The organism is Paenibacillus sp. OK076, from assembly GCF_900110055.1.
Lineage (GTDB): Bacteria > Bacillota > Bacilli > Paenibacillales > Paenibacillaceae > Paenibacillus.
Window position 1 is genome coordinate 302,309 of sequence record NZ_FOCH01000001.1, and the last position, 19,451, is coordinate 321,759.

At 47.9% G+C, this 19,451-nt stretch carries 18 protein-coding genes; 16 read left to right on the forward strand and 2 right to left on the reverse strand.

All coding sequences use genetic code 11. The annotated features are described in order from the left end of the window. Positions 1–295: 295 nt before the first annotated feature. From BMY78_RS01295 to BMY78_RS01340, 10 genes are all read left to right on the forward strand, one after another. Positions 296–685: a GntR family transcriptional regulator gene (locus BMY78_RS01295; RefSeq protein WP_053783970.1), complete on the forward strand. Its 390-nt coding sequence runs from the start codon at positions 296–298 to the stop codon at positions 683–685. After that, positions 678–1,580, forward strand: coding sequence for an ABC transporter ATP-binding protein (locus BMY78_RS01300; RefSeq protein ID WP_090893939.1), 903 nt, complete (start codon positions 678–680; stop codon positions 1,578–1,580). The genes BMY78_RS01295 and BMY78_RS01300 overlap by 8 nt, the downstream gene beginning before the upstream one ends. After that, on the forward strand, positions 1,555–3,582 hold the full coding sequence (locus BMY78_RS01305) for a hypothetical protein (RefSeq protein WP_090893941.1): 2,028 nt from the start codon (positions 1,555–1,557) through the stop codon (positions 3,580–3,582). The genes BMY78_RS01300 and BMY78_RS01305 overlap by 26 nt, the downstream gene beginning before the upstream one ends. 444 nt (positions 3,583–4,026) lie before the next feature. Continuing rightward, positions 4,027–4,920 (forward strand): hypothetical protein, encoded by an 894-nt coding sequence (locus BMY78_RS01310; RefSeq protein WP_143066995.1) that lies wholly within the window; start codon positions 4,027–4,029, stop codon positions 4,918–4,920. Between the two features lie 108 nt (positions 4,921–5,028). Beyond that, entirely contained in the window at positions 5,029–5,550 is a 522-nt protein-coding gene (gene nikR, locus BMY78_RS01315; protein ID WP_256221914.1) for a nickel-responsive transcriptional regulator NikR, read from the forward strand. Between the two features lie 307 nt (positions 5,551–5,857). Beyond that, positions 5,858–7,504: an ABC transporter substrate-binding protein gene (locus BMY78_RS01320; protein WP_090893945.1), complete on the forward strand. Its 1,647-nt coding sequence runs from the start codon at positions 5,858–5,860 to the stop codon at positions 7,502–7,504. A gap of 41 nt (positions 7,505–7,545) precedes the next feature. Then, positions 7,546–8,541 carry an ABC transporter permease gene (locus BMY78_RS01325; protein ID WP_090893947.1) on the forward strand — a complete coding sequence of 332 codons (996 nt, stop codon included), beginning with the start codon at positions 7,546–7,548 and terminating at the stop codon, positions 8,539–8,541. Continuing rightward, complete coding sequence (locus BMY78_RS01330) at positions 8,538–9,521, forward strand: ABC transporter permease (RefSeq protein WP_256221915.1); 984 nt, start codon at positions 8,538–8,540, stop codon at positions 9,519–9,521. Before BMY78_RS01325 ends, BMY78_RS01330 begins: the two co-directional genes overlap by 4 nt. 2 nt (positions 9,522–9,523) lie before the next feature. Beyond that, entirely contained in the window at positions 9,524–10,480 is a 957-nt protein-coding gene (locus BMY78_RS01335; RefSeq protein WP_090893949.1) for an oligopeptide/dipeptide ABC transporter ATP-binding protein, read from the forward strand. Further along, on the forward strand, positions 10,470–11,072 hold the full coding sequence (locus BMY78_RS01340) for an ABC transporter ATP-binding protein (RefSeq protein ID WP_090893950.1): 603 nt from the start codon (positions 10,470–10,472) through the stop codon (positions 11,070–11,072). Before BMY78_RS01335 ends, BMY78_RS01340 begins: the two co-directional genes overlap by 11 nt. A gap of 342 nt (positions 11,073–11,414) precedes the next feature. On the opposite strand, the gene BMY78_RS01350 is transcribed toward BMY78_RS01340, so the two are convergent. Further along, positions 11,415–12,617: a MalY/PatB family protein gene (locus BMY78_RS01350; protein WP_090893953.1), complete on the reverse strand. Its 1,203-nt coding sequence runs from the start codon at positions 12,615–12,617 to the stop codon at positions 11,415–11,417. Between the two features lie 352 nt (positions 12,618–12,969). After that, entirely contained in the window at positions 12,970–14,970 is a 2,001-nt protein-coding gene (locus BMY78_RS01355) for a S9 family peptidase (protein ID WP_090893954.1), read from the reverse strand. A gap of 345 nt (positions 14,971–15,315) precedes the next feature. On the opposite strand from BMY78_RS01355, the gene BMY78_RS01360 reads away from it, so the two are divergent. The 6 genes from BMY78_RS01360 (at position 15,316) to BMY78_RS01385 (ending at position 19,449) form a co-directional block, all read left to right on the forward strand. Beyond that, on the forward strand, positions 15,316–15,885 hold the full coding sequence (locus tag BMY78_RS01360) for an STM3941 family protein (protein ID WP_090893956.1): 570 nt from the start codon (positions 15,316–15,318) through the stop codon (positions 15,883–15,885). Positions 15,886–15,920: 35 nt separating this feature from the next. Then, positions 15,921–16,787: an aldo/keto reductase gene (locus BMY78_RS01365; protein ID WP_090893959.1), complete on the forward strand. Its 867-nt coding sequence runs from the start codon at positions 15,921–15,923 to the stop codon at positions 16,785–16,787. A 190-nt stretch (positions 16,788–16,977) separates the two neighbouring features. After that, entirely contained in the window at positions 16,978–17,388 is a 411-nt protein-coding gene (locus BMY78_RS01370; protein WP_090893961.1) for a GntR family transcriptional regulator, read from the forward strand. Beyond that, positions 17,381–18,079, forward strand: a complete 699-nt coding sequence (locus BMY78_RS01375; protein WP_090893963.1) for an ABC transporter ATP-binding protein — start codon at positions 17,381–17,383, stop codon at positions 18,077–18,079. Before BMY78_RS01370 ends, BMY78_RS01375 begins: the two co-directional genes overlap by 8 nt. Further along, positions 18,076–18,816 (forward strand): hypothetical protein, encoded by a 741-nt coding sequence (locus BMY78_RS01380; protein ID WP_090893964.1) that lies wholly within the window; start codon positions 18,076–18,078, stop codon positions 18,814–18,816. Before BMY78_RS01375 ends, BMY78_RS01380 begins: the two co-directional genes overlap by 4 nt. A gap of 135 nt (positions 18,817–18,951) precedes the next feature. After that, positions 18,952–19,449 (forward strand): LURP-one-related/scramblase family protein, encoded by a 498-nt coding sequence (locus tag BMY78_RS01385; protein ID WP_090893966.1) that lies wholly within the window; start codon positions 18,952–18,954, stop codon positions 19,447–19,449. Positions 19,450–19,451 lie beyond the last annotated feature (2 nt).

Below are 19,451 nucleotides of genomic sequence, written 5' to 3' on the forward strand. Positions count from 1 at the left end.
CCCGAAAAGTGATTTTACCACCAGGAGAGACCCGCCCGAACCAAACTGAACCCCAAAATTACGCCTTTTATCTAGCGGAGTGATCTATTTCAGCTCGTTAATATGTCACTTTGATCATATATATAAACCTAACGCGAATTATATAAGAAGTCAAAGTAAATGGTTGACAATCTGTATTAACTGTATTAATAATAGTAGTACAGTTAATACACCTTAGGGTTGGATACATACACTTCAAAATACAGTCATCGTTCATCAATAGGGTATTACAACTTTTATAGAGAGGAGGTGCGGGATGTTCGAATTGGATGTACGCAGCCGTAAGGCGATCTATGAGCAACTAGTGGACAAAATCAAAGAAATGATCGTGTACGGTGTTCTCCAACCCGATGAGCAGCTGCCTTCCGTTCGCACACTTTCCGGGCAGCTCACGGTTAATCCGAATACGATTCAGAAGGCGTACCGGGAACTTGAACGTGAAGGTTATATCTATTCATTGCAGGGAAAAGGGAGCTTCGTATCATCGTCCGTGGAACATCCGAATGCAGCCATGAGAGATGAAATCAGAGCCGCTCTGGTGAAGCTGATTGCGGAAGCTTCATATTCCGGTCTCAGCAAAGCCGATATGACGCTTTTATTTGAGGAAGCGATGGCCCGTATAGAGAAGGGGGAGCCGCATGATTGAGCTGAATCAGGTCATTAAGGCATTTGAACAGGAAAAAGCCGTTGATGGCGTCACGATGCAAGTACATAAGGGATCGATCTACGGTTTGCTCGGTTCCAACGGGGCAGGCAAAACGTCGCTGCTCAAAATACTGGCAGGTATCTATCGTCAGGATAGCGGTACGGTTCGCATGGATGGACAAGAAATATATGAAAATATGGACCTCAAGGGACGTACCATTTTTATGGCAGACGCGCCATACTTTTTCCCGCAATCGTCCATCCATCAGATGGCTGCCTTCTATCGTTCGGTATACCCTCGCTGGAATGAGGAACGTTTTGTACAGCTCGGCAGTGTATTTAAACTGGACGTGAAACGTAAACTGCATCGCATGTCCAAAGGTATGCGCCGTCAGGCAGCCGTATGGCTTGGACTTAGCTGCATGCCTGAAGTGCTGCTCATGGATGAGCCGATCGATGGGCTTGATCCGGTCATGCGGCAGCAGATCAAGAATCTGCTGTTCCAGGAAGCAGCGGAGCGTCAGGTGACGATTCTGATCTCGTCTCACAATTTGCGCGAGATTGAAGACCTGTGCGACCATGTTGCCATCATGCACAAAGGCCGGATTATCGTAGAGAAAGATCTGGATGATCTGAAGGCTGATACGCATAAAATACAGGTCGCATTCCGTCATCCGGATCATGCCAAGGCTATGGAGGAACAGGTGAATATTCTGCATGAAGAGAAGCGTGGCAGTGTATCCCTGTTTATTGTGAAAGGCAATCGCGAGGCTGTAACGGAACGCTTCCGTGCACTTGATCCCTATCTGCTGGATGTGCTGCCGCTGACGCTGGAAGAAATATTTATCTATGAAATGGAGGATGCAGGATATGATATTCAACCGATTGTTCTGTAACCGGGGCATCCTGTTCCAAAATTTCAGGCAGCATGGATGGATTGGCATTTTGTATCTGCTCACGTTGTTGTTTTCGCTGCCGCTCTATATCGGTACAGAGTACCGGGAAGTACCACAGCAGATTACCAGCTTGTTCCAGGCGAATGGGGAAGTGCAAATTCTGTTTGCCATTACGTTCCCGGTAGCTGCGGGTATATTTTTATTCCGTTATATGCAATCTGGTGCACCTTCGGATCTGTTCCACAGTTTGCCGCTGCGCCGCAAGCATCTGTTAACCGTTAATTTGTTGACGGGGTTCGTCGTGACTTTGGTTCCGGTCTGGATTACCGCAGCAATAACCGGTTGGGTATGGGCAGTACTGGATCATCCAGCTTTTACTTTCGGTGGTAGTTCAATCTGGATGTGGGGCCTCAGTATGAGCATTTACTCGCTGTTTATGTTCATGCTGACCGTGGTGGTAGGCATGTGCATTGGACAGTCTGTATTACAGGGACTCACCGTATACGCACTCCTACTGTTGCCTGTTGTTGTATGGTTCATTTTTTCCTTGCATCTTCAACATTACCTGCTTGGATATCCGTACGATGATGTTGGGCGAAATGCAGAAAAAATATCTTTAGTTCTTCGCATGGGTTCGATTAGTGGAGCTCCTGTGATCGGTTGGGAACTCATTATTTATTCCATATTGACAGTGTTGTTCATTCTGTTATCTTACGTATTCTATGCGAAGAGACAGGTGGAATCTGCTACCCAAGCGGTGACATTTACACTTGTTAAACCCATATTCCGATTTGGTTTAATGTTTACGCTGGTTTTAATTAGTGGAGCCTACTTCACCATTATTGCTCCAAGAGGATCATCGGGGTGGGGAATCTTCGGATATATCCTCGGTGGAGTTGTCGGTTATATTGTAGCCGAGATGATTATTCGCAAGACGTGGTTGATTTGGAGCAGCAAGCTGCTGCCCAAGATGGTTTTATATGCTATCGTCGCCGGACTGATTTTGTACGTGCCTGTTGCCAGCTGGAATGGATATGCTGCACGAGTGCCTGAGTTGAACAAGGTTAACAGTATCAAGCTAGGTGGAGAGAGATACACTTATATTAACGGTGTCTCATCGAAAATGGATGATGGTCCTTTCTATTCAAGTGATTCTGAATATATGAAAGCTGTTATTGCTCTTCATCAGAAGATCGTGGATTCTGATCTGTCTTTGCTGGATGATCCCATCAATCCAGGTATGCGTAATGACGAGTATGTGTTTATTAATTACAAGCTGGATAACGGCAAGGTGATGAAACGTAAATACTACATTCCCGAAGCGGAGTTCCGTCAGGAATTAATGACTTTGAAACAGACCCAGGACTACAAAAGAGTTGCATACGATACGTATAAGCTGGAAGAGGACGCGCTGAGTATTGGAATTCGCTCAACCATTAGTCCTTATCTGAAGGTATATATCAGTAATCCGCAGCAAGTTCGTGAGTTCAAGGAATTGCTGAAGCAGGACATTATGGACCAGACTTACGAGGAGCAACGTTCCCCGTGGCAGTCTTTTGCATTTGCGGAAATGAATCAGGATTCTTCATCGAATGATCCTTTTCAGCCTAAGGAGATGTGGAATTTTGAGATCAAACCAAGCTATGATCGGGTATTGAATTGGCTGAAAGAAAACAAATTATACGAACAACTGGAATTTTCAGTAGATGAGGTGGCTTCCGCGCAGTTTGTGATGCAAGAGATTAACAGTCCCGGAAATCCTCAGATGGTGTACCCTCAGTCAGAATATGTGGACGGGAATTTAAGTGGCAACAAACAGATCGCTACCAAAAATAAAAAAATTATCAGCGAATTGCTTCAACGTCAAAGGTCCGGTTATCAAACAGAGAAAGATACCATCTATCAGATCAAGTTGAATGTTACCCAGGGGGAGAACATTTACATGATCCTGAAAGAAGAAGACCTGACAGAAGAAATGAAAGCCATCCTGGCTGGACGGTAAAGTAATCTGCAAGCGGGAAGGGTTCTCCCGGTTGATATGCTGGTTTCTCTATCTGACTTGACCAGAATACAAGTATGGAATATATTAGGGAAAGGTAATGGTTCGATTCGAGATGATGACCATTTCGGCGAATCCCATATGGAACGGCTTATGAGGGAAGCACCCGTAAGAGCAGGCAATACGCCTGACTTGCGGGTGCTTTTTTTGTTTTTTGCCAGTTTGTATATCAGGGATCGTAATCGAGTCACCGCACAGACACATCCAGCAGGTTCTAATTATCAATTCACATTGAGGGGGTAGAAGAGAATGCAAACTGGAATTTTGGAAGAAAAGGAAAATCATCAGGTGGGTCTTTGTTCGTGTGCAACACAAATCAGGGAACACGGCATAAATGAGGGGAATGATAACAACCAAAAGATTATGAATCAATCCCTTATGAGGAGCATGAAGAATCATAGTTTCATGAGCAACCTGAGCAACCGATGCGGGGCGCGCCCTAACCTTCGCGCTAACGTATGGACCCGTATGAGCCTGGGACTCATCATCATATTCAGTATGAGTGTGATGTATTATTCCTCCGCTGCTGAAGCGGCGGGTCCCGAGCTTGGCGTAACAGCCCAGAAGGCGTGGGAGACGGTGCTGAGCAAGGCCGATTCGCAGACCAAGTTGTCCCTGCAACGAGCGTACGAGAACGTTGGCAACTGGACGACGCAGGAACAAGCTTGGGAGCAAAAGACAAAGACCATTCATGCCGCTAATAGCAAGGAGCTGGAACAATTACGTGTGGGTATAAGGCAAATCGATGATGCAAAGATCGCTGGTCTAACCGAAAAGGTAAAACAAACCGAGGCCCGGTATGAGTCTTTGTTTGCCTTGTACAGTTCAGTGAATAGGCAGCTCGATGCCGCCAAAGCGATCAAAAACAAGGAATGGAGTGCGGCTATTCGCACCCAAGCGGATACGTTAAAACCAGTTGTTCAGCTTGCTCGACAAGACATTCGTTTCAAGAAAAAGGAGCTTGCCGAAGCCCGCAAACGAAAGAGCACAGAAGTGAAACGGTTGCGTACTTTACTGGCTGGAGCTGATCCCGTGAAGAAGCAGATTCAAACGGGCAAAAAACAGGCGAGCCTATCGAAAGAGCGATATTCAAACGCGTTGCAGCAGTTCAAACAGAGTGCAAAACTAGGCCAGTCATCACGCGTATTAAGCTCGTTGAACTCCTTATCCGCAGCAGCGGAGAAATGGGCAGGCTCCAAACAACATATCTATACACTGGAACAGAAGGTAAGTGCTACCTATACCAAAGTCAGACAGGAACTGACCAAGATACCTAAATAAATACGAGCTACATTATCCTTTTTGCCACTACCGAGAAACAACAGTATAGTCGATGAGAAGACAGGACTGTGGTACACTCGAAGCAAACGAGGCGGCAGGAGGATATGAATGGCAGACAAAGAAGATTTGACCCGGTTCGGTGTGGCATTTCCCACGCCTCTGATTGAACAGTTTGACAGCTATATCGAAGAGCAGGGGTATAAGAATCGTTCAGAAGCTTTCCGTGATTTGGTCCGTAAAACATTGCTGGAGCCTTCTGCATTGCATTCCGAGCAGGATGTAGCTGGAACCATTGTGATGGTGTATGACCACCATATCAGTGATCTTCCTATTCGGTTAATGGAGCTGCAGCACGAGGCACACCATGACATCATCTCCAATATGCATGTGCACCTGAACCATGATCAGTGTCTGGAGGTCATTGCGGTACGGGGCAACCTAGGACGATTACGTCATCTGCATCAGCAGATCCAGGTTCAAAAAGGAGTACTGTATGCAGAGCTGTCCGTAACGTATGTGGATGAGCTCAACAAAATGGCAAGCCACCACAGTCCTCACAATCATGATCACAGCCAAAATCAACAAAGTCATCACCATCCTCACCATTCTCCTGATTCTTCAACGGATTAACTTTCAAAATTTCAATAACCGATTCATTGGCATTAGCCGACTTTGTCCATAGCACGTATGTAGAACAACAGATTATTGGTCCATTACCGATAATCTGTTGTTCTTTTTGTTTTGTTATAATACCTAACTTGAAACGCTGTACCATCTACGGACCCCCCTGTTAATCTCGTTTAAATTCCCTGTAAATGAAAATAAATGGATTTCGAAGTTAAGTTTGTTGACACAATAAAACTATTTTGTGCTACAATTTTCAAAAAAAGTAACACGTAATGGGTTGAATCGTAAAAATTGAAGGGGGAACAGCGTAATGCACGGATTTTCATGGGGGAAACGATCAGTTAGAGCGGGATTAGGCATTTTACTTATATGCACAGTTGGGCTATCGGGATGTACACAGGGGACATCCTCAACAATAGAGAGCGTTCATCAGGCGGCGACTTCTCTCCCCAAAGACGAATTGGTGCTGGCTGTTGGCACGGAACCGGAGGGCGGATTTGATCCCACTACGGGTTGGGGACAGTACGGTTCACCGCTCTTTCAGAGCACTTTGTTAAAAAGGGATGCCAAACTTCAACTGGCCAATGATCTGGCGACAGAGCATTCCGTCAGTGAAGATGGGCTGACTTGGACCGTCACACTCCGGGATGATGTAAAGTTCTCCGATGGTGAGCCACTGACGGCCGAAGATGTCAGGTTTACATTTGAAACGGCTGCCAAGAGCGGTTCGGTCATCGATTTGACCAATATGGCTGATGTGGAAGCCCCGGATACAACCACTGTCGTTTTTACATTAAAGTCGCCGCAGTCCACGTTTATCAGTCTTCTGACGACACTCGGAATTGTGCCCGAGCACGCCTATGGTCCTGATTATGCCGAGCATCCGGTTGGGTCTGGTCCATACAAGCTGGTGCAATGGGATAAGGGTCAGCAGGCGATCGTCGAGGCTAACGAACAATATTACGGGAAAAAGTCCACATTCCATAAACTGACGTTCCTCTATCTGGATGAGGATGCAGCCTTTGCAGCAGCGCAAGCCGGAACAGTCGATATTGCGGCTATCCCGGCGGCGTTCAGCAAGCAGCAGGTGAACGGCATGAAGCTGGAATCAGTGAAAACAGTGGATAACCGGGGCATCATGTTCCCGATGCAGCCCGCAGGCGTGAAGTCTGGTGATGGCCTGCCGGCAGGCAATGATGTTACATCCGACATCTCCATTCGCAAAGCGGTAAATGTGGCGATTGATCGCACAGCATTGGTGGAAGGGGTACTGGAGGGCCATGGTCGTCCGGCCTACTCGGTCAGCGACGACCTGCCGTGGAGCAATCCGGATTCTGTATTTGCAGATGCGAATCCGGATGAAGCGAAGCAGATTCTGGCTGATGGGGGCTGGGTGGATACAGATGGTGACGGAATTGTCGAGAAGAACGGTACAAAGGCCGAGTTCAATCTGCTTTATTTTGCAGGCGATTTAACGAGACAGTCGTTGGCACTGGCTGCTGCGGATATGGTGGCCCAAGCGGGGATCAAGGTCAATGTAGAGGGAAAGAGCCGGGAAGAGACGAAAAAGCTGGCTTATACCAATGCCGTATTATTCGGGTGGGGCAGTCATGATCCGCTTGAGACATACAACCTCTACAGTAGTTCCCATAAAGGGGAAGGGTACTACAACACTGGATTGTACAGTAATCCAACCGTGGACAACTGGATGCAGCAGGCTCTCCAAGCGACAACGGAAGAAGAGGCACTGCCCTTCTGGCAGAAAGCGGAGTGGGATGGATCGACAGGATTCAGTTACCAGGGCGATGCGCCATGGGCATGGCTGGTGAACATTGACCATCTGTATCTGGTGAAGAATGGACTCAACATCGGTGAACAGCAGATCCATCCACATGGTCATGGGTGGCCGGTGACATCCAACCTGGAAGAATGGTCTTGGGAAGAAGATTCGGAATAGAAACGCTGCGGTAGCTTTAGCCTGAATTGGGGAGAGATTGGATGGAGGACAGGATGGGATGGGCCAGATTTGTCGGATTTAAAATGCTGCGGCTGTTATCTTTGCTGGCAGGAGTCAGTGTGGTGTCGTTTATATTAATGCAGTTCTCTCCAGTGGACCCGGTGGAAGCCTACATTGGTGGAGATATGATCAGGGTGAGCGCAGAACAGCGCAGTCTTATTGAAGAACGTTGGGGGCTCAATGCTTCACCCGTAGAACGGCTGCTAACTTGGGGGCAGGCACTAGTCCAGGGCGATCTGGGAACATCGATGATCTATAGACAGCCGGTTGCGGACATCATCCAGGAACGATTCATGAATTCTGTCGCTCTTATGGCGGTGGCCTGGGTGTTATCCGGTCTGATTGGATTCGGTCTGGGCGTCGTTGCTGCCATGAAACGGGATTCACGGTTGGATCGTCTGATCTGTTGGTACTGTTACACACTGGCTTCCACGCCGGTATTCTGGATCGCGCTGTTACTGCTCATGGTATTCGGTGTATGGCTTGGCTGGCTGCCCATTGGGCTTGGTGTACCTGCGGGCATGGCGGCAGATCAAGTGTCATGGGGCGATCGGGTCATACACATGATTCTGCCTGCGCTCACATTGAGCTTGACGGGTGTAGCCGCCATTGCCTTGCATACCCGGCAGAAGCTGGTGGATGTACTGGACTCGGATTATATTCTTTTTGCTAGGGCACGAGGTGAGCGAGGTGTTCAATTGTTTCGTCGTCATGGGTTCAGGCATGTGGTACTGCCAGCTTTGACGCTGCAATTTGCATCTTTTAGTGAATTGTTCGGTGGAGCTGTGCTCGCGGAGCAAGTGTTTTCCTATCCCGGATTGGGTCAAGCAACGGTCCAGGCGGGATTGCGCGGTGATGTCCCGCTGCTGCTGGGACTTGTACTGTGCAGTGCGATATTTGTGTTTACAGGCAACATGATTGCCGATATTCTGTACCGTATCATTGATCCGCGCATGAAGGAGGAGGCTACAGGATGAAACAGACATTGGAACGTCCCTCCCGGCCTGCGGCTCAGACTGCACAGCATCCGAAAGTTAACTCTCCCAGAAGTGAGGCGGGGAACAAGAGGAATTGGAGGTCAGTCCATCCACGTACTCATGGTGGGAAAGGTTATTCAGGTGGCAGTAATCCTCGTTTTCGTAATCCGCGCAAATGGGCGATGATCTGGGGTGGCCTGGGTGTGATCTGGATTGCCACCGTGTGGCTGACAGGCAGACTGCTTCCGGCTGAATCGACGCTGATTTCATTAATGGATCGGAATCTGGCTCCGGCCTGGGAACATCCCTTCGGTACGGATTGGCTGGGACGAGATATGTTCATGCGCACATTGAAAGGATTGGCAACGAGCATTCAGGTGGGGTTACTCGCGGCTTGCGGCGGCGGACTTATCGCGCTATTGCTGGGTCTTGCTGCTGCTTCAGGGAAAGCTGCGGACCGGGTCATTTCATGGATCATTGACCTCTTCCTGAGTGTTCCTCACTTGGTGTCGCTGGTAATGTTGGCTTTTGTGTTCGGTGGAGGTTTGCCTGGGGTGGCGTTAGCGATTGCCCTGACCCATTGGCCGAATCTGGCCCGCATTGTAAGGGCAGAGATGATTCAGCTGAGATCAGCCGAGTATATTCACATCTCACGCAGATTGGGTCATTCGCGAATGCGTATTGCGGTGCAGCACATGCTGCCCCATCTGATTCCACAGCTGTTCGTGGGAGTACTGCTAATCTTCCCTCATGCCATTCTGCATGAGGCAGCGATTACGTTTCTGGGGCTGGGGTTGTCACCGCAGCAGCCAGCGATCGGAATTATTTTATCAGAGTCGATGAGATATTTATCCGCAGGTATGTGGTGGTTGGCTTTTTTCCCAGGTCTCGCATTGTTGTTGGTTGTCCGTGCGTTTGATGTGTTGGGCGGTAGTCTGAAGACATTAACGGGAACCGGCAGTTCAAGGGAGGTGATGTAAACATGGCACTTCTTGAAGTGGAGGAAGTATCGGTTTCGTTCCGGCGTGCTCGGGGATGGTTTGGGCACGAGGAGAACCATGTTATTCAGGATCTGAATCTGTCTGTGAATGAAGGGGAGATTGTCGCCGTCGTAGGGGCAAGTGGATCTGGCAAAAGTGTGCTGGCGCAGGCGATCATGGGCATTCTTCCTGCCAATGCGACGATAGAAGGTCAGATTAGCTATGCAGGCGAGCACCTGACCAAGGATCGGCAGCTTCATCTGCGTGGAGATGAGCTGGTGTACATTCCGCAATCGGTCAGTTATTTGGACCCGTTATTGAAGGTGGGCAGGCAGGTTCAACCTGTTAGCCAAAAGACAGGGCGTAAGCACGAATCGACGCTCCGATTCACGATGCAAAAGGCAGAGCAGGAGCTGACGGGACGTTATGGATTGCCTCATGGCACGTCGGGCAAATATCCGTTTGAGCTGTCAGGTGGTATGGCTCGGCGGGTGTTGATGGCAACAGCTACCTCTGGTGCTCCGAAACTCATTATTGCAGATGAGCCAACACCTGGCATTCATCCCGAAGTGCTGGCTGAAACGATGAAGCATTTTCGTCAACTGGCCAATGAAGGGGTCGGCATTCTTTGGATTACCCATGATATTACGACTGCCTTGACGGCAGCAGACCGCATATCTGTATTTTACGCAGGCTCCAATGTGGAGACGGCACAGGCTTGTGATTTTACGGGAAAGGGCGAACGGTTAAGACATCCATACACAAAGGCGCTCTGGAACGCATTGCCACAAAATGAATTTCAACCTCTATCTGGTACCCAGCCTGCAGCAGGTCGGCAACAGTTAGAAGTATGCTCATTTGCACCACGCTGCATTGGAGCGACCATGGCTTGCACGAGTGAACGTCCTGAGCTGCGCAAGGTTCGTGGTGGGGAAGTGAGGTGCATTCATGCCACTTGAGGTTAGAAATGCAGGGTATCGTTATGGTAAAGACGCTTGGGTATTTCAGAATATAAGTATGGAAGTACAGCAGGGAGAAGTCGTTGGCTTGTGGGGTCCCAGTGGCTGTGGCAAAACAAGTCTTGGACGAATCCTTGCAGGTTATATGGAACCGATGGCAGGTCAAGTGCTGCTGGATGGGAAGTCGCTTCCGCAAACCGGAGCCTGTCCGGTTCAGCTTGTATTCCAGCATCCGGAGAAAGCGGTGAATCCTCGCTGGCGGATGCGCCGTGTCTTGGGGGAAGCGGCAATCGAGGATCAGGAGATGCTCAATGACTTGGGTATCCAGACGAATTGGCTGGATCGCAGGACCGGTGAGTTGTCAGGCGGCGAATTGCAACGATTCTGCATTGCACGCGCACTCGGTACAGGGACACGTTACGTCATTGCGGATGAGATGACCACCATGCTGGACGCGATCACACAGGCCCAGATCTGGCATACGGTGATGAATATCGCGCGTCAGCGCAACCTGGGACTATTAATCATCAGCCATGACCGTAAGTTACTGGACAGGTTATGCGATCGGATTGTTCAAATGCCAATTTCATAACTTATGGGGTATAAACCGTTTTCCAATATAAAAGGGGTGTCCGAGTAGTCCACCATGAACATGAATCATGGATTTGACTACAAGGACAGCCCCTTTTTCAATTTTAACGAAATCAATATTTTAATGAAGTGAGCGCGCGCGATCAGACGAAATTCTACAGTTTTGGTGTTGTAACGAATCGTAGACGCCTTATACGCCCGTATTTCCGTATTTTCACAGAATTTTGCTATGCAAACGATAATAAAGAGGTTGAAGTTCGTTAGCTTTCCCATTTCACGCTAACCTTCGGAATAAGGTGTATCCAATTCGTTAGCATATTCAATAGTTTTAACGTAGTTCAACTTACTTGCTCGACAGTCTGCCCACCAGCACAGACAATCTGCGCATGGCTTCTTCCACTGTGGAACGTGGGCAGGCCACATTCATGCGCATGAATCCTGTGCCTTCTGCTCCGAAGATACTTCCATCATTGAAAGCGAGTCCCGCTTCTTTGAGCAGCATCGTACAGAGCTGCGCATGCGGTATATTCAGCTTCCGGAAATCCATCCATAGCAGGTAAGTCGCTTCCGGAAGCCGGATTCCGATTTGCGGCATATGCTCTGCGACATACTCCTGCACGTATTCCATATTTCCGCGGATATAGGCAAGGCAGTCATCCAGCCATTCTTCAGCACCGTTGTAGGCCGCTTCGGATGCAACTGCTCCCAACGTGCTGATGTTGGCAAGTCCCATCGTTTTCACGCCCTGCATGAATGATTCCCGCAGTTTGACATTTGGAATGATGATATTGGAGGTGCAGAGACCCGGAATGTTGAACGTTTTGCTTGGTGCTGTACAGATGATGCTGAGTTCAGCGACAGCTTCAGAAATAAGGGCCATTGGTGTATGCGCACCGCGTTGGTGGACCAAATCGGCATGAATCTCATCTGAAACGATGAGTACATTATATTGCACGCAGAGAGCAGCAAGGCTTTGAAGTTCTTCATGAGTCCATACCCGTCCAACCGGGTTATGAGGACTGCACAGAATTAACATTTTGACCCGACCCGTCTTCAGGCAGGATTCCAGATGCTCCAGATCCATGGAGTAATGTCCATCGTTCTCCACCAACGGATTGGTCATCAGTTCTCTGCCTTGACCAAGTACCACATCATAGAAGGGTGCATACACCGGAGTCTGAATTACTACTGCATCTCCCGGTTCGGTGAACCGTTGGACAGCAATACTGAGTGCAGGCACAATACCTGGGGTGAATACAACCCATTCATCGTTAATACTCCAGTGGTGACGTCGCTCCATCCATCCCGATAGCGCTGCGTGATACGCATCTGTCCGCACCGTATAGCCAAAAATCCCATGCTCCATTCGAGTCTTCAACGCCTGAATGACCGATGGTGGAGCGGCGAAATCCATATCAGCAACCCACATGGGGAGTGCATCCGTCACACCAAAAATCTCCTCAAGCGCATCCCATTTCTCTGATCCCGTAGAGAGCCGATTAATCTGCTCGTCAAATGTATGACTATTGCTCTTGCTCTTGCTCATTGCTTAAATCCCCCTTGAAATCCGTTCCTTCGACTACAATCGACAGATTATTATCTAATAAATTTGATAATTTCGCAACTTGTAACGAGCAGATGGGTTCCATTTTGTATGGGGCTGCATCCAGGACTTTATTCATGTAATAACAATGATTCGAGCGTGCGTATGGACAGTGACGCAGTATTTACCCTATTTCTAAACGTCCAAACAGTAAAAACCACCAGAGAAGGTCATGATATGACCGATTCTGCTGGTGGTTTTTTGCTGATCCAGAATTCTTCTCGCTCAGGCAGACATAGGTAGCAGGAGGAAGAAAATTTACCTTTTATTTCATAAATGTGATCTTATGATGGCGTTATAGATGCTCATTGAACCATCCAGCAATATGCTCCAGACGACGTACCCTTAAGTGAGGGTGACCTCCGCGGGACAGCTCGTGATTGGCTCCCGGGAAACGAACGAACCGAGTGGTCTGTTTGCGCCGCTTCAAGGCAACATAGAGTTGTTCAGCCTGTTCAATCGGACAACGAAGATCCTGCTCACCATGCAAAATCAGCAGCGGCGTGTTGATATTACCTACATATGCAAGCGGGGAGTGTTTCCATAACTTCTCGGTGTCATCCCATGCATTACCGCCAATCTGGTCCTCCGTGAAAAAGAATCCAATATCACTCACCCCGTAGAACGAGAGCCAGTTAGATATGGAACGCTGAGTGACGGCTGCCTTGAAACGGTCGGTATGTCCAACAATCCAGTTGGTCATAAAGCCACCATAGCTGCCGCCAGTGACGCCCAGACGGGACTCGTCGATAAACGAATATTGGGATAACGCATAATCCATGGCTTCCATCAGATCACGATAATCCCCGCCGCCATAGTCACCCCGGCAGGCATTTACGAATTGCTGCCCGTATCCGAGCCCACCTCGCGGGTTGATATACACAACAGCATATCCCTGTGCTGCGAGGATCTGGAACTCATGCATAAACGTAAAGCCATACATCATATGTGGACCGCCATGAATCTCAAGGATGGTTGGGACTTTGACTCCTTCCACCATGCCAGCTGGTTTCAGCATCCAGCCCTGCAGTCGCAGGCCATCAGAGGAATCGAACCAGAAGGTCTCGGGTGTGCTAAGTTGAATCTCTTCAACCAGTTGAGGATTGCTATGGGTCAATTGTATAGGCTCGGCCCCAACTTCATCAGGTTGAGTATATAGAAAGAGATCACCAGGACGAAGTACGTCTGCTACGGCAGCCACAATCTGTCCATTTTCCAGCTCAGCAAACTGATAGAACTCTTTCCCGTCCGGCAAAATGTATTCGGCATGACTGCCGTCCCGTGCAAATCGGGCCATCCGGACACTGCCTTCAATAGTGGCAAGACAGAGAATGGATAAACCATCACGACTGAATACAGGACCTGTATTGGTCAGGTGTGAGCGCATATCACCAACGAGGCTGTGATTGATCTGTACATCCCAATCCTTGCTCAGACATGTGGGTTTGCCGCCCGAGATCGGAAGGGTGTAGAGTTTGACCAGCGTAGCATTTCCATAGGAGCGGTCGCTGGCAAGCAACGCAAAGGACTGTCCATCGGGTGCGTACGTCAGCCGGCCGAAAGAGTATCCTTCCGGAGTCAACTGCTGCACGTCAGATCCGTCAGCCTTGGCACGATACACATGGTTCGTCAGGGTGTAATCGTTATGCTGCTCGCCTTCTTCCGGAAACTGAGCGATCCACGCAATGGACTCTCCGTCCGGCGACCACGCATAGTCCCCAACGTCATAATGGCCTGTCGTTACAGGGATCGCCTCTCCACCTTCGGTTGGAACACGGAAGAGATGGGTTCGGCGACCGTTCCACAGTCCACCGCTGTCAGATTTCATTCGAATTCGATCCACCACAAGTTCTTGCAGCAGTTTTTTATCGATATCTTTAGTTCCATCTTCGTCTTTTTCGCTCGTGTCCACAGATGATTTAACAAGCAAAGTGAGCCCATCTGGTGACCAGAGCAGGGAGCTGACGCCATGTTCTAAATGACTGATTTGCTGTGCTTCTCCACCATCTGAGGCGATCACCCACACTTGTGTTTTGCCTTCGTGCTCTCGTAAAAAAGCAAGCTGTGAACCATCCGGCGACCAAACAGGAGCGTGATCCTGATTTCCGGATGTGAAAGGTCTGTCCTTCTGGTTCTCCAGGTTAAGGAGTCTCAGGTGAGAAGAATAACCGTCTCGTGCTTCGTTTGTTTTCCGGCTTACATATACCAATTGTCCGCCCTGAGGAGACGGAGTTGGATCATTAACCCATGTAATCTGAAAAAGATCCTCCGATGTTATGCCGCGCAGACTCTTCATTGTTTGTCCTCCCACCACAAATCAGATTGTTTTAATTTCCTAACCTTTCCATTTATATTAACGGAAAGCATGAGGCAGGACAACACGATTCTGAATGAACATACTCCTATTTCTTAACAATATCGCCTGTGCCCGAAAGGAATTATTGGAAGCATGACGAATCCTAATGTTTGAATAGTCATGAAATGGACGAAAACCTGTCTGAACATGATGTTTAATGTTAGTTGAATCTGTTTAATGAACAATGCTATTTAAGTATATTTGGTAATCCAGCCCATTTAATGAGCTGTACCTCGTTGATATAGAATATTCTTGTCTCAGTCACCATGAAGGAGGAACATCACTTTGTCCACATCCTATGATCAACAGCACGTGGAATACCCGAGCCGGAAACGAATGGCATGGCTTACAGTGGGGGCGGCACTTTTTGTAGCAGCCGGATTTTTTTTATTGTTTGATGATTCTTCAGCCAAAGGTTCTGCCATTTCTTCGGTTATAGGCATGTTCTCCATTTTATTTTTTGGGCTTTGTCTCTGCTACAGCCTGGTGAAGATAATTAAGAAGGAACCTTCCTTTGTTGTCGATGAGCATGGGTTTGTGGATTCATCTTCTTACACATCAGGAGGGTTAATTGCCTGGAAAGATGTTGAGAATATTTTTATGTATGAATTCATGGGACAGAAGATGATTGGGGTTAAATTGTGGGACGAGAAAGCGTTTCTGGATCGTCAGAATGGGATGAAACGCAAATTAATGACGGTAAACAGCAGCATAGTCGATGCGACAGTAAGCATTGCCCAGAACAGCCTCACGTTACCACTGGATCAGTTGTATATCATGATGGTGGAGCGTTGGAAGCGTTCGAATAAAGGGGCGAGTGAAGGTAATAGCTTAGATCGGTTTAATAATGAATAGATAATGAGGACTATTTTCAGATTGGAGGAGTAAAGATGCAACAAGGAAATCAAACGCGTACGATCCAGCTGCCCGATGGGACAACACTGCCTGCAATCGGACAGGGAACATGGTACATGGGTGAGAAACAATCCAGTCGGAGAGAAGAAGTTCAGGCACTGCGTTATGGCATTGAACGTGGAATGACAGTGATAGATACGGCCGAGATGTATGCAGAAGGCGGGGCGGAAGAGGTCACTGGTGAGGCGATAGCAGACTGTCGCGATGATGTATTCCTGGTATCCAAGGTGTATCCTCATCATGCGGATCGGAAGCAGATGATTACTGCTTGTGAGCGCAGCCTTTCGCGTCTGGGTACAGATCGCTTGGATCTGTACCTGCTGCACTGGCGTGGAGGTGTGCCGTTGGAAGAGACGGTTGAAGCTCTGGAACAGTTGAAACAATCAGGCAAAATTCTGCGCTGGGGTGTCTCGAATCTGGATATTGAGGACATGCAGGAGCTCTGGAACATTCCAGCTGGTCAGCATTGTGCAGTGAATCAGGTGCTGTATCATGCAGCTTCTCGTGGTATAGAATACGAGCTTCTTCCCTGGTTGAGGGAACGCCGTATTCCTGTGATGGCGTATTGCCCGCTGGCCCAAGGTGGTAGACTTCGTAAAGAATTACTGGAGCATGCAGTCATTCAGGAGATTGCCAAGGATCGAGGTGTCAGTCCCTCCCAAATTGCGTTATCCTGGGTTATCAGGGATGGAGACATATTGGCGATCCCGAAAGCTGTACAGCTGGAACATGTTGCCGAAAATGCTGCGGCAATGGACGTTGTTTTGACCCAAGATGAAATTGTTCGGTTGAACGAGGCATTCCCTGCACCTAAGGGCAAAGTGCCTTTGGATATCGTATAGAAAACTTCTTGTCAGACCCATTACATCATACAATGAATGTAGTTGAAAGAATCAAGAGTAATAAGAGCAGATCTGAGGATCTGTTCTTTTTTTTGCATTTGAAGCCATTTTAAATAAATGGGCTTTACAACAACAAATCACTAGTGTACTATGTAACTAACACACAGATACAGAGAGGAGCGAGGACATTGTGAGCATCGAATTTGACAACAACTTGCCAATCTACCTGCAGATTATGCAGTACATCAAAAGACAGATTGTGACCGGTACACTTAAGGCAGGCGATAAAATTCCTTCGGTTCGTGAGCTCGCGGCCGAATTACAGATCAATCCCAATACAGTACAGCGAACATTTCAGGAGTTGGAGCGGGAAGAAGTGGTTGAAACCAAGCGAGGTCTGGGCCGATACGTGACAAGTGAGGAGTCGAAAATTATGACGATCAAAAAAGAGATGGCTGGTGAATTGCTGGAGCGTTTTCTGACAGGAATGCAGGAGCTGGGCATCGAAGAACAGGATATCGTAAATATCGTGGCGGATGCCGTTGCAGAAGGAAAGCAATCACTGCATCGTGATGGAAGAGGAGGAACAGTGAATGAGTAATATTCTTGAGTTGAATCATGTGAGCAAAACGTATGGCGGCAAGAAAGCCCTTCAAGATATCACGCTTGATATTGCACCAGGCCGAATTGTAGGTCTGCTGGGCAGTAACGGTAGCGGTAAAAGTACTTTGATGAAATTGGTTGCAGGGCTTCTGCACCCCAGCAGTGGAGATGTTCGTGTTACGGGAAAAGCGGTAGGCTTGGAAACGAAGTCACTGGTATCCTTTATGCCGGACCGCCCATTAACCGAGAGTTGGATGAAGGTACGGGACGCGATTGCGTATTACCGTGATTTCTACGCTGATTTTGATCAAGAGAAAGCGAGAGAGATGCTTGATTTCATGAAGCTGGGAGAGGGCGAAAAGGTAAGACATCTGTCGAAAGGCATGAATGAACGACTGCAATTAACACTGGCTCTTTCTCGTAAAGCTCGTCTTTATTTGCTCGATGAACCGATTGGCGGGGTAGACCCGGTTGCACGTGGCAAAATTCTGGATGCGATTGTGAAGTTCTATGACGAAGACAGCAGTCTGATCATCTCTACACATCTCGTAACGGATATTGAACGAATTTTTGATGAAGTGATCTTCATCCGTGAAGGGGAATTGGTAATGCGGGAAGAAGTGGAGACACTGCGCCTCAAGTACGGTAAAAGTGTGGATGAAATGTTCAAGGAGGTTTATGCGGAATGATGACACTGCTGAAGTATGACTTTAGAAGGAATTGGAATACATTGTTGGCTGGGCTAGCCGTATTGATTATCGTTCAGATTGGGCTGGCATTGTTTTTTTCTGAAGTAACAGGGAGTCTTGTAGGTGTCATTGCATATGTCGGAGCAGGTGTGGCCATTTATGTGAAAATGATCAAGACATATCGATCCAATATCCGTTCGTTCAACCGCCGTCTTGTGCCGGTAACAGGGCTGTCTCACGTCTTGTCTCCGATCATTTTTGGAACACTCTGCTGGCTGGGCTTAATGGTTGTTGCTGCCATTCACTACTTTATTTACAGTACAACGCATACAGGGATTAACTTTACCAGCTACATGAACGATTCGGGTATTCATCTTTCGGAGATTCTCAATGTGTTGCTGTTTCTCTGGTGGGTGGCTATATTCTGTATCATAATCATCTTTCTCTCCATTTCGATTGGAGGCAGCTTCCGCTTTAAAACAGGACCATGGATTAGTATTGTCGCATTTTTCGTACTAATCAATGTCATTAGCTGGCTGGAGAATATCATCTTCTCGGGTCGCTTTAACACCAATGAATTATTTCATTTCACTGAAGAAAGCACAGCGCTCTCCTTTACGTCCAATCGGATTACATGGTCAGATGGAACATGGGCCAGTATTATTTTTGAAATCATCGTGGCTGTTATTTTGGTTGGTGTTGCCGTATATCTGAATAATAAAAAAGTTGAAGTTTAAGTTAAGATGCTGTCAGCTGCAATTTAGCTGGCAGATTTTTTTATTTGAATAAATTCCCAGTTCTTATACGTAAATAGGGATATATGTCGTTTTGCAATAAGGGAGAAGGTTTATTTCTTGTAAGGGAGGGATTCCATGGAACTCTATTTCAGAGATAATTTCTTTAATGCTGGGTACACCGAGATTATGAACCATGAACAGGAACAGGCAGGTCATCTCGATTTGAAAAGTGCATTTGGTTCATCGCTTGATGTATTCGATAACTCGGGGCTCATCTGCAGTGGTAAATTCCGCATGTTAAGTAACCGTTGGGATGTGACTTCAGCCGATGGAAGGGAATGGGGTGTCTTACGGGCGAGGATCAGCTTCTTCAGTAAAAAGTATGAGTACGATGCAGGACCGCGTGGTGTGTATGATGTCTCCGCTCCGGCGTTTTCACAGGAATATGATATCACCGGGATGGGCGGCAAAATCGTGGCAAGCTTCAAGCGTACAAGTGGCTGGTTCGGTTCCGGCGCGTTTGTGTTAGACAACCAATCAGAACATCTGGATACGTATGAATTGATTGCGGTTGTGATGGGTGTGCATGCAATTAATAAAAGAAGGAATTCGGCTGCCGGTAGTGGCGCGTAAGC

What these genes read in the sequence shown, in the direction of transcription:
- BMY78_RS01295 (WP_053783970.1), top strand. Translation starts at nt 296, where the DNA reads ATGTTCGAATTGGATGTACGCAGCCGTAAGGCGATCTATGAGCAACTA.
- BMY78_RS01300 (WP_090893939.1), top strand. Translation starts at nt 678, where the DNA reads ATGATTGAGCTGAATCAGGTCATTAAGGCATTTGAACAGGAAAAAGCC.
- BMY78_RS01305 (WP_090893941.1), top strand. Translation starts at nt 1,555, where the DNA reads ATGATATTCAACCGATTGTTCTGTAACCGGGGCATCCTGTTCCAAAAT.
- BMY78_RS01310 (WP_143066995.1), top strand. Translation starts at nt 4,027, where the DNA reads ATGAAGAATCATAGTTTCATGAGCAACCTGAGCAACCGATGCGGGGCG.
- nikR (WP_256221914.1), top strand. Translation starts at nt 5,029, where the DNA reads ATGGCAGACAAAGAAGATTTGACCCGGTTCGGTGTGGCATTTCCCACG.
- BMY78_RS01320 (WP_090893945.1), top strand. Translation starts at nt 5,858, where the DNA reads ATGCACGGATTTTCATGGGGGAAACGATCAGTTAGAGCGGGATTAGGC.
- BMY78_RS01325 (WP_090893947.1), top strand. Translation starts at nt 7,546, where the DNA reads ATGGAGGACAGGATGGGATGGGCCAGATTTGTCGGATTTAAAATGCTG.
- BMY78_RS01330 (WP_256221915.1), top strand. Translation starts at nt 8,538, where the DNA reads ATGAAACAGACATTGGAACGTCCCTCCCGGCCTGCGGCTCAGACTGCA.
- BMY78_RS01335 (WP_090893949.1), top strand. Translation starts at nt 9,524, where the DNA reads ATGGCACTTCTTGAAGTGGAGGAAGTATCGGTTTCGTTCCGGCGTGCT.
- BMY78_RS01340 (WP_090893950.1), top strand. Translation starts at nt 10,470, where the DNA reads ATGCCACTTGAGGTTAGAAATGCAGGGTATCGTTATGGTAAAGACGCT.
- BMY78_RS01350 (WP_090893953.1), bottom strand. Translation starts at nt 12,617, where the DNA reads ATGAGCAAGAGCAAGAGCAATAGTCATACATTTGACGAGCAGATTAAT.
- BMY78_RS01355 (WP_090893954.1), bottom strand. Translation starts at nt 14,970, where the DNA reads ATGAAGAGTCTGCGCGGCATAACATCGGAGGATCTTTTTCAGATTACA.
- BMY78_RS01365 (WP_090893959.1), top strand. Translation starts at nt 15,921, where the DNA reads ATGCAACAAGGAAATCAAACGCGTACGATCCAGCTGCCCGATGGGACA.
- BMY78_RS01375 (WP_090893963.1), top strand. Translation starts at nt 17,381, where the DNA reads ATGAGTAATATTCTTGAGTTGAATCATGTGAGCAAAACGTATGGCGGC.
- BMY78_RS01380 (WP_090893964.1), top strand. Translation starts at nt 18,076, where the DNA reads ATGATGACACTGCTGAAGTATGACTTTAGAAGGAATTGGAATACATTG.
- BMY78_RS01385 (WP_090893966.1), top strand. Translation starts at nt 18,952, where the DNA reads ATGGAACTCTATTTCAGAGATAATTTCTTTAATGCTGGGTACACCGAG.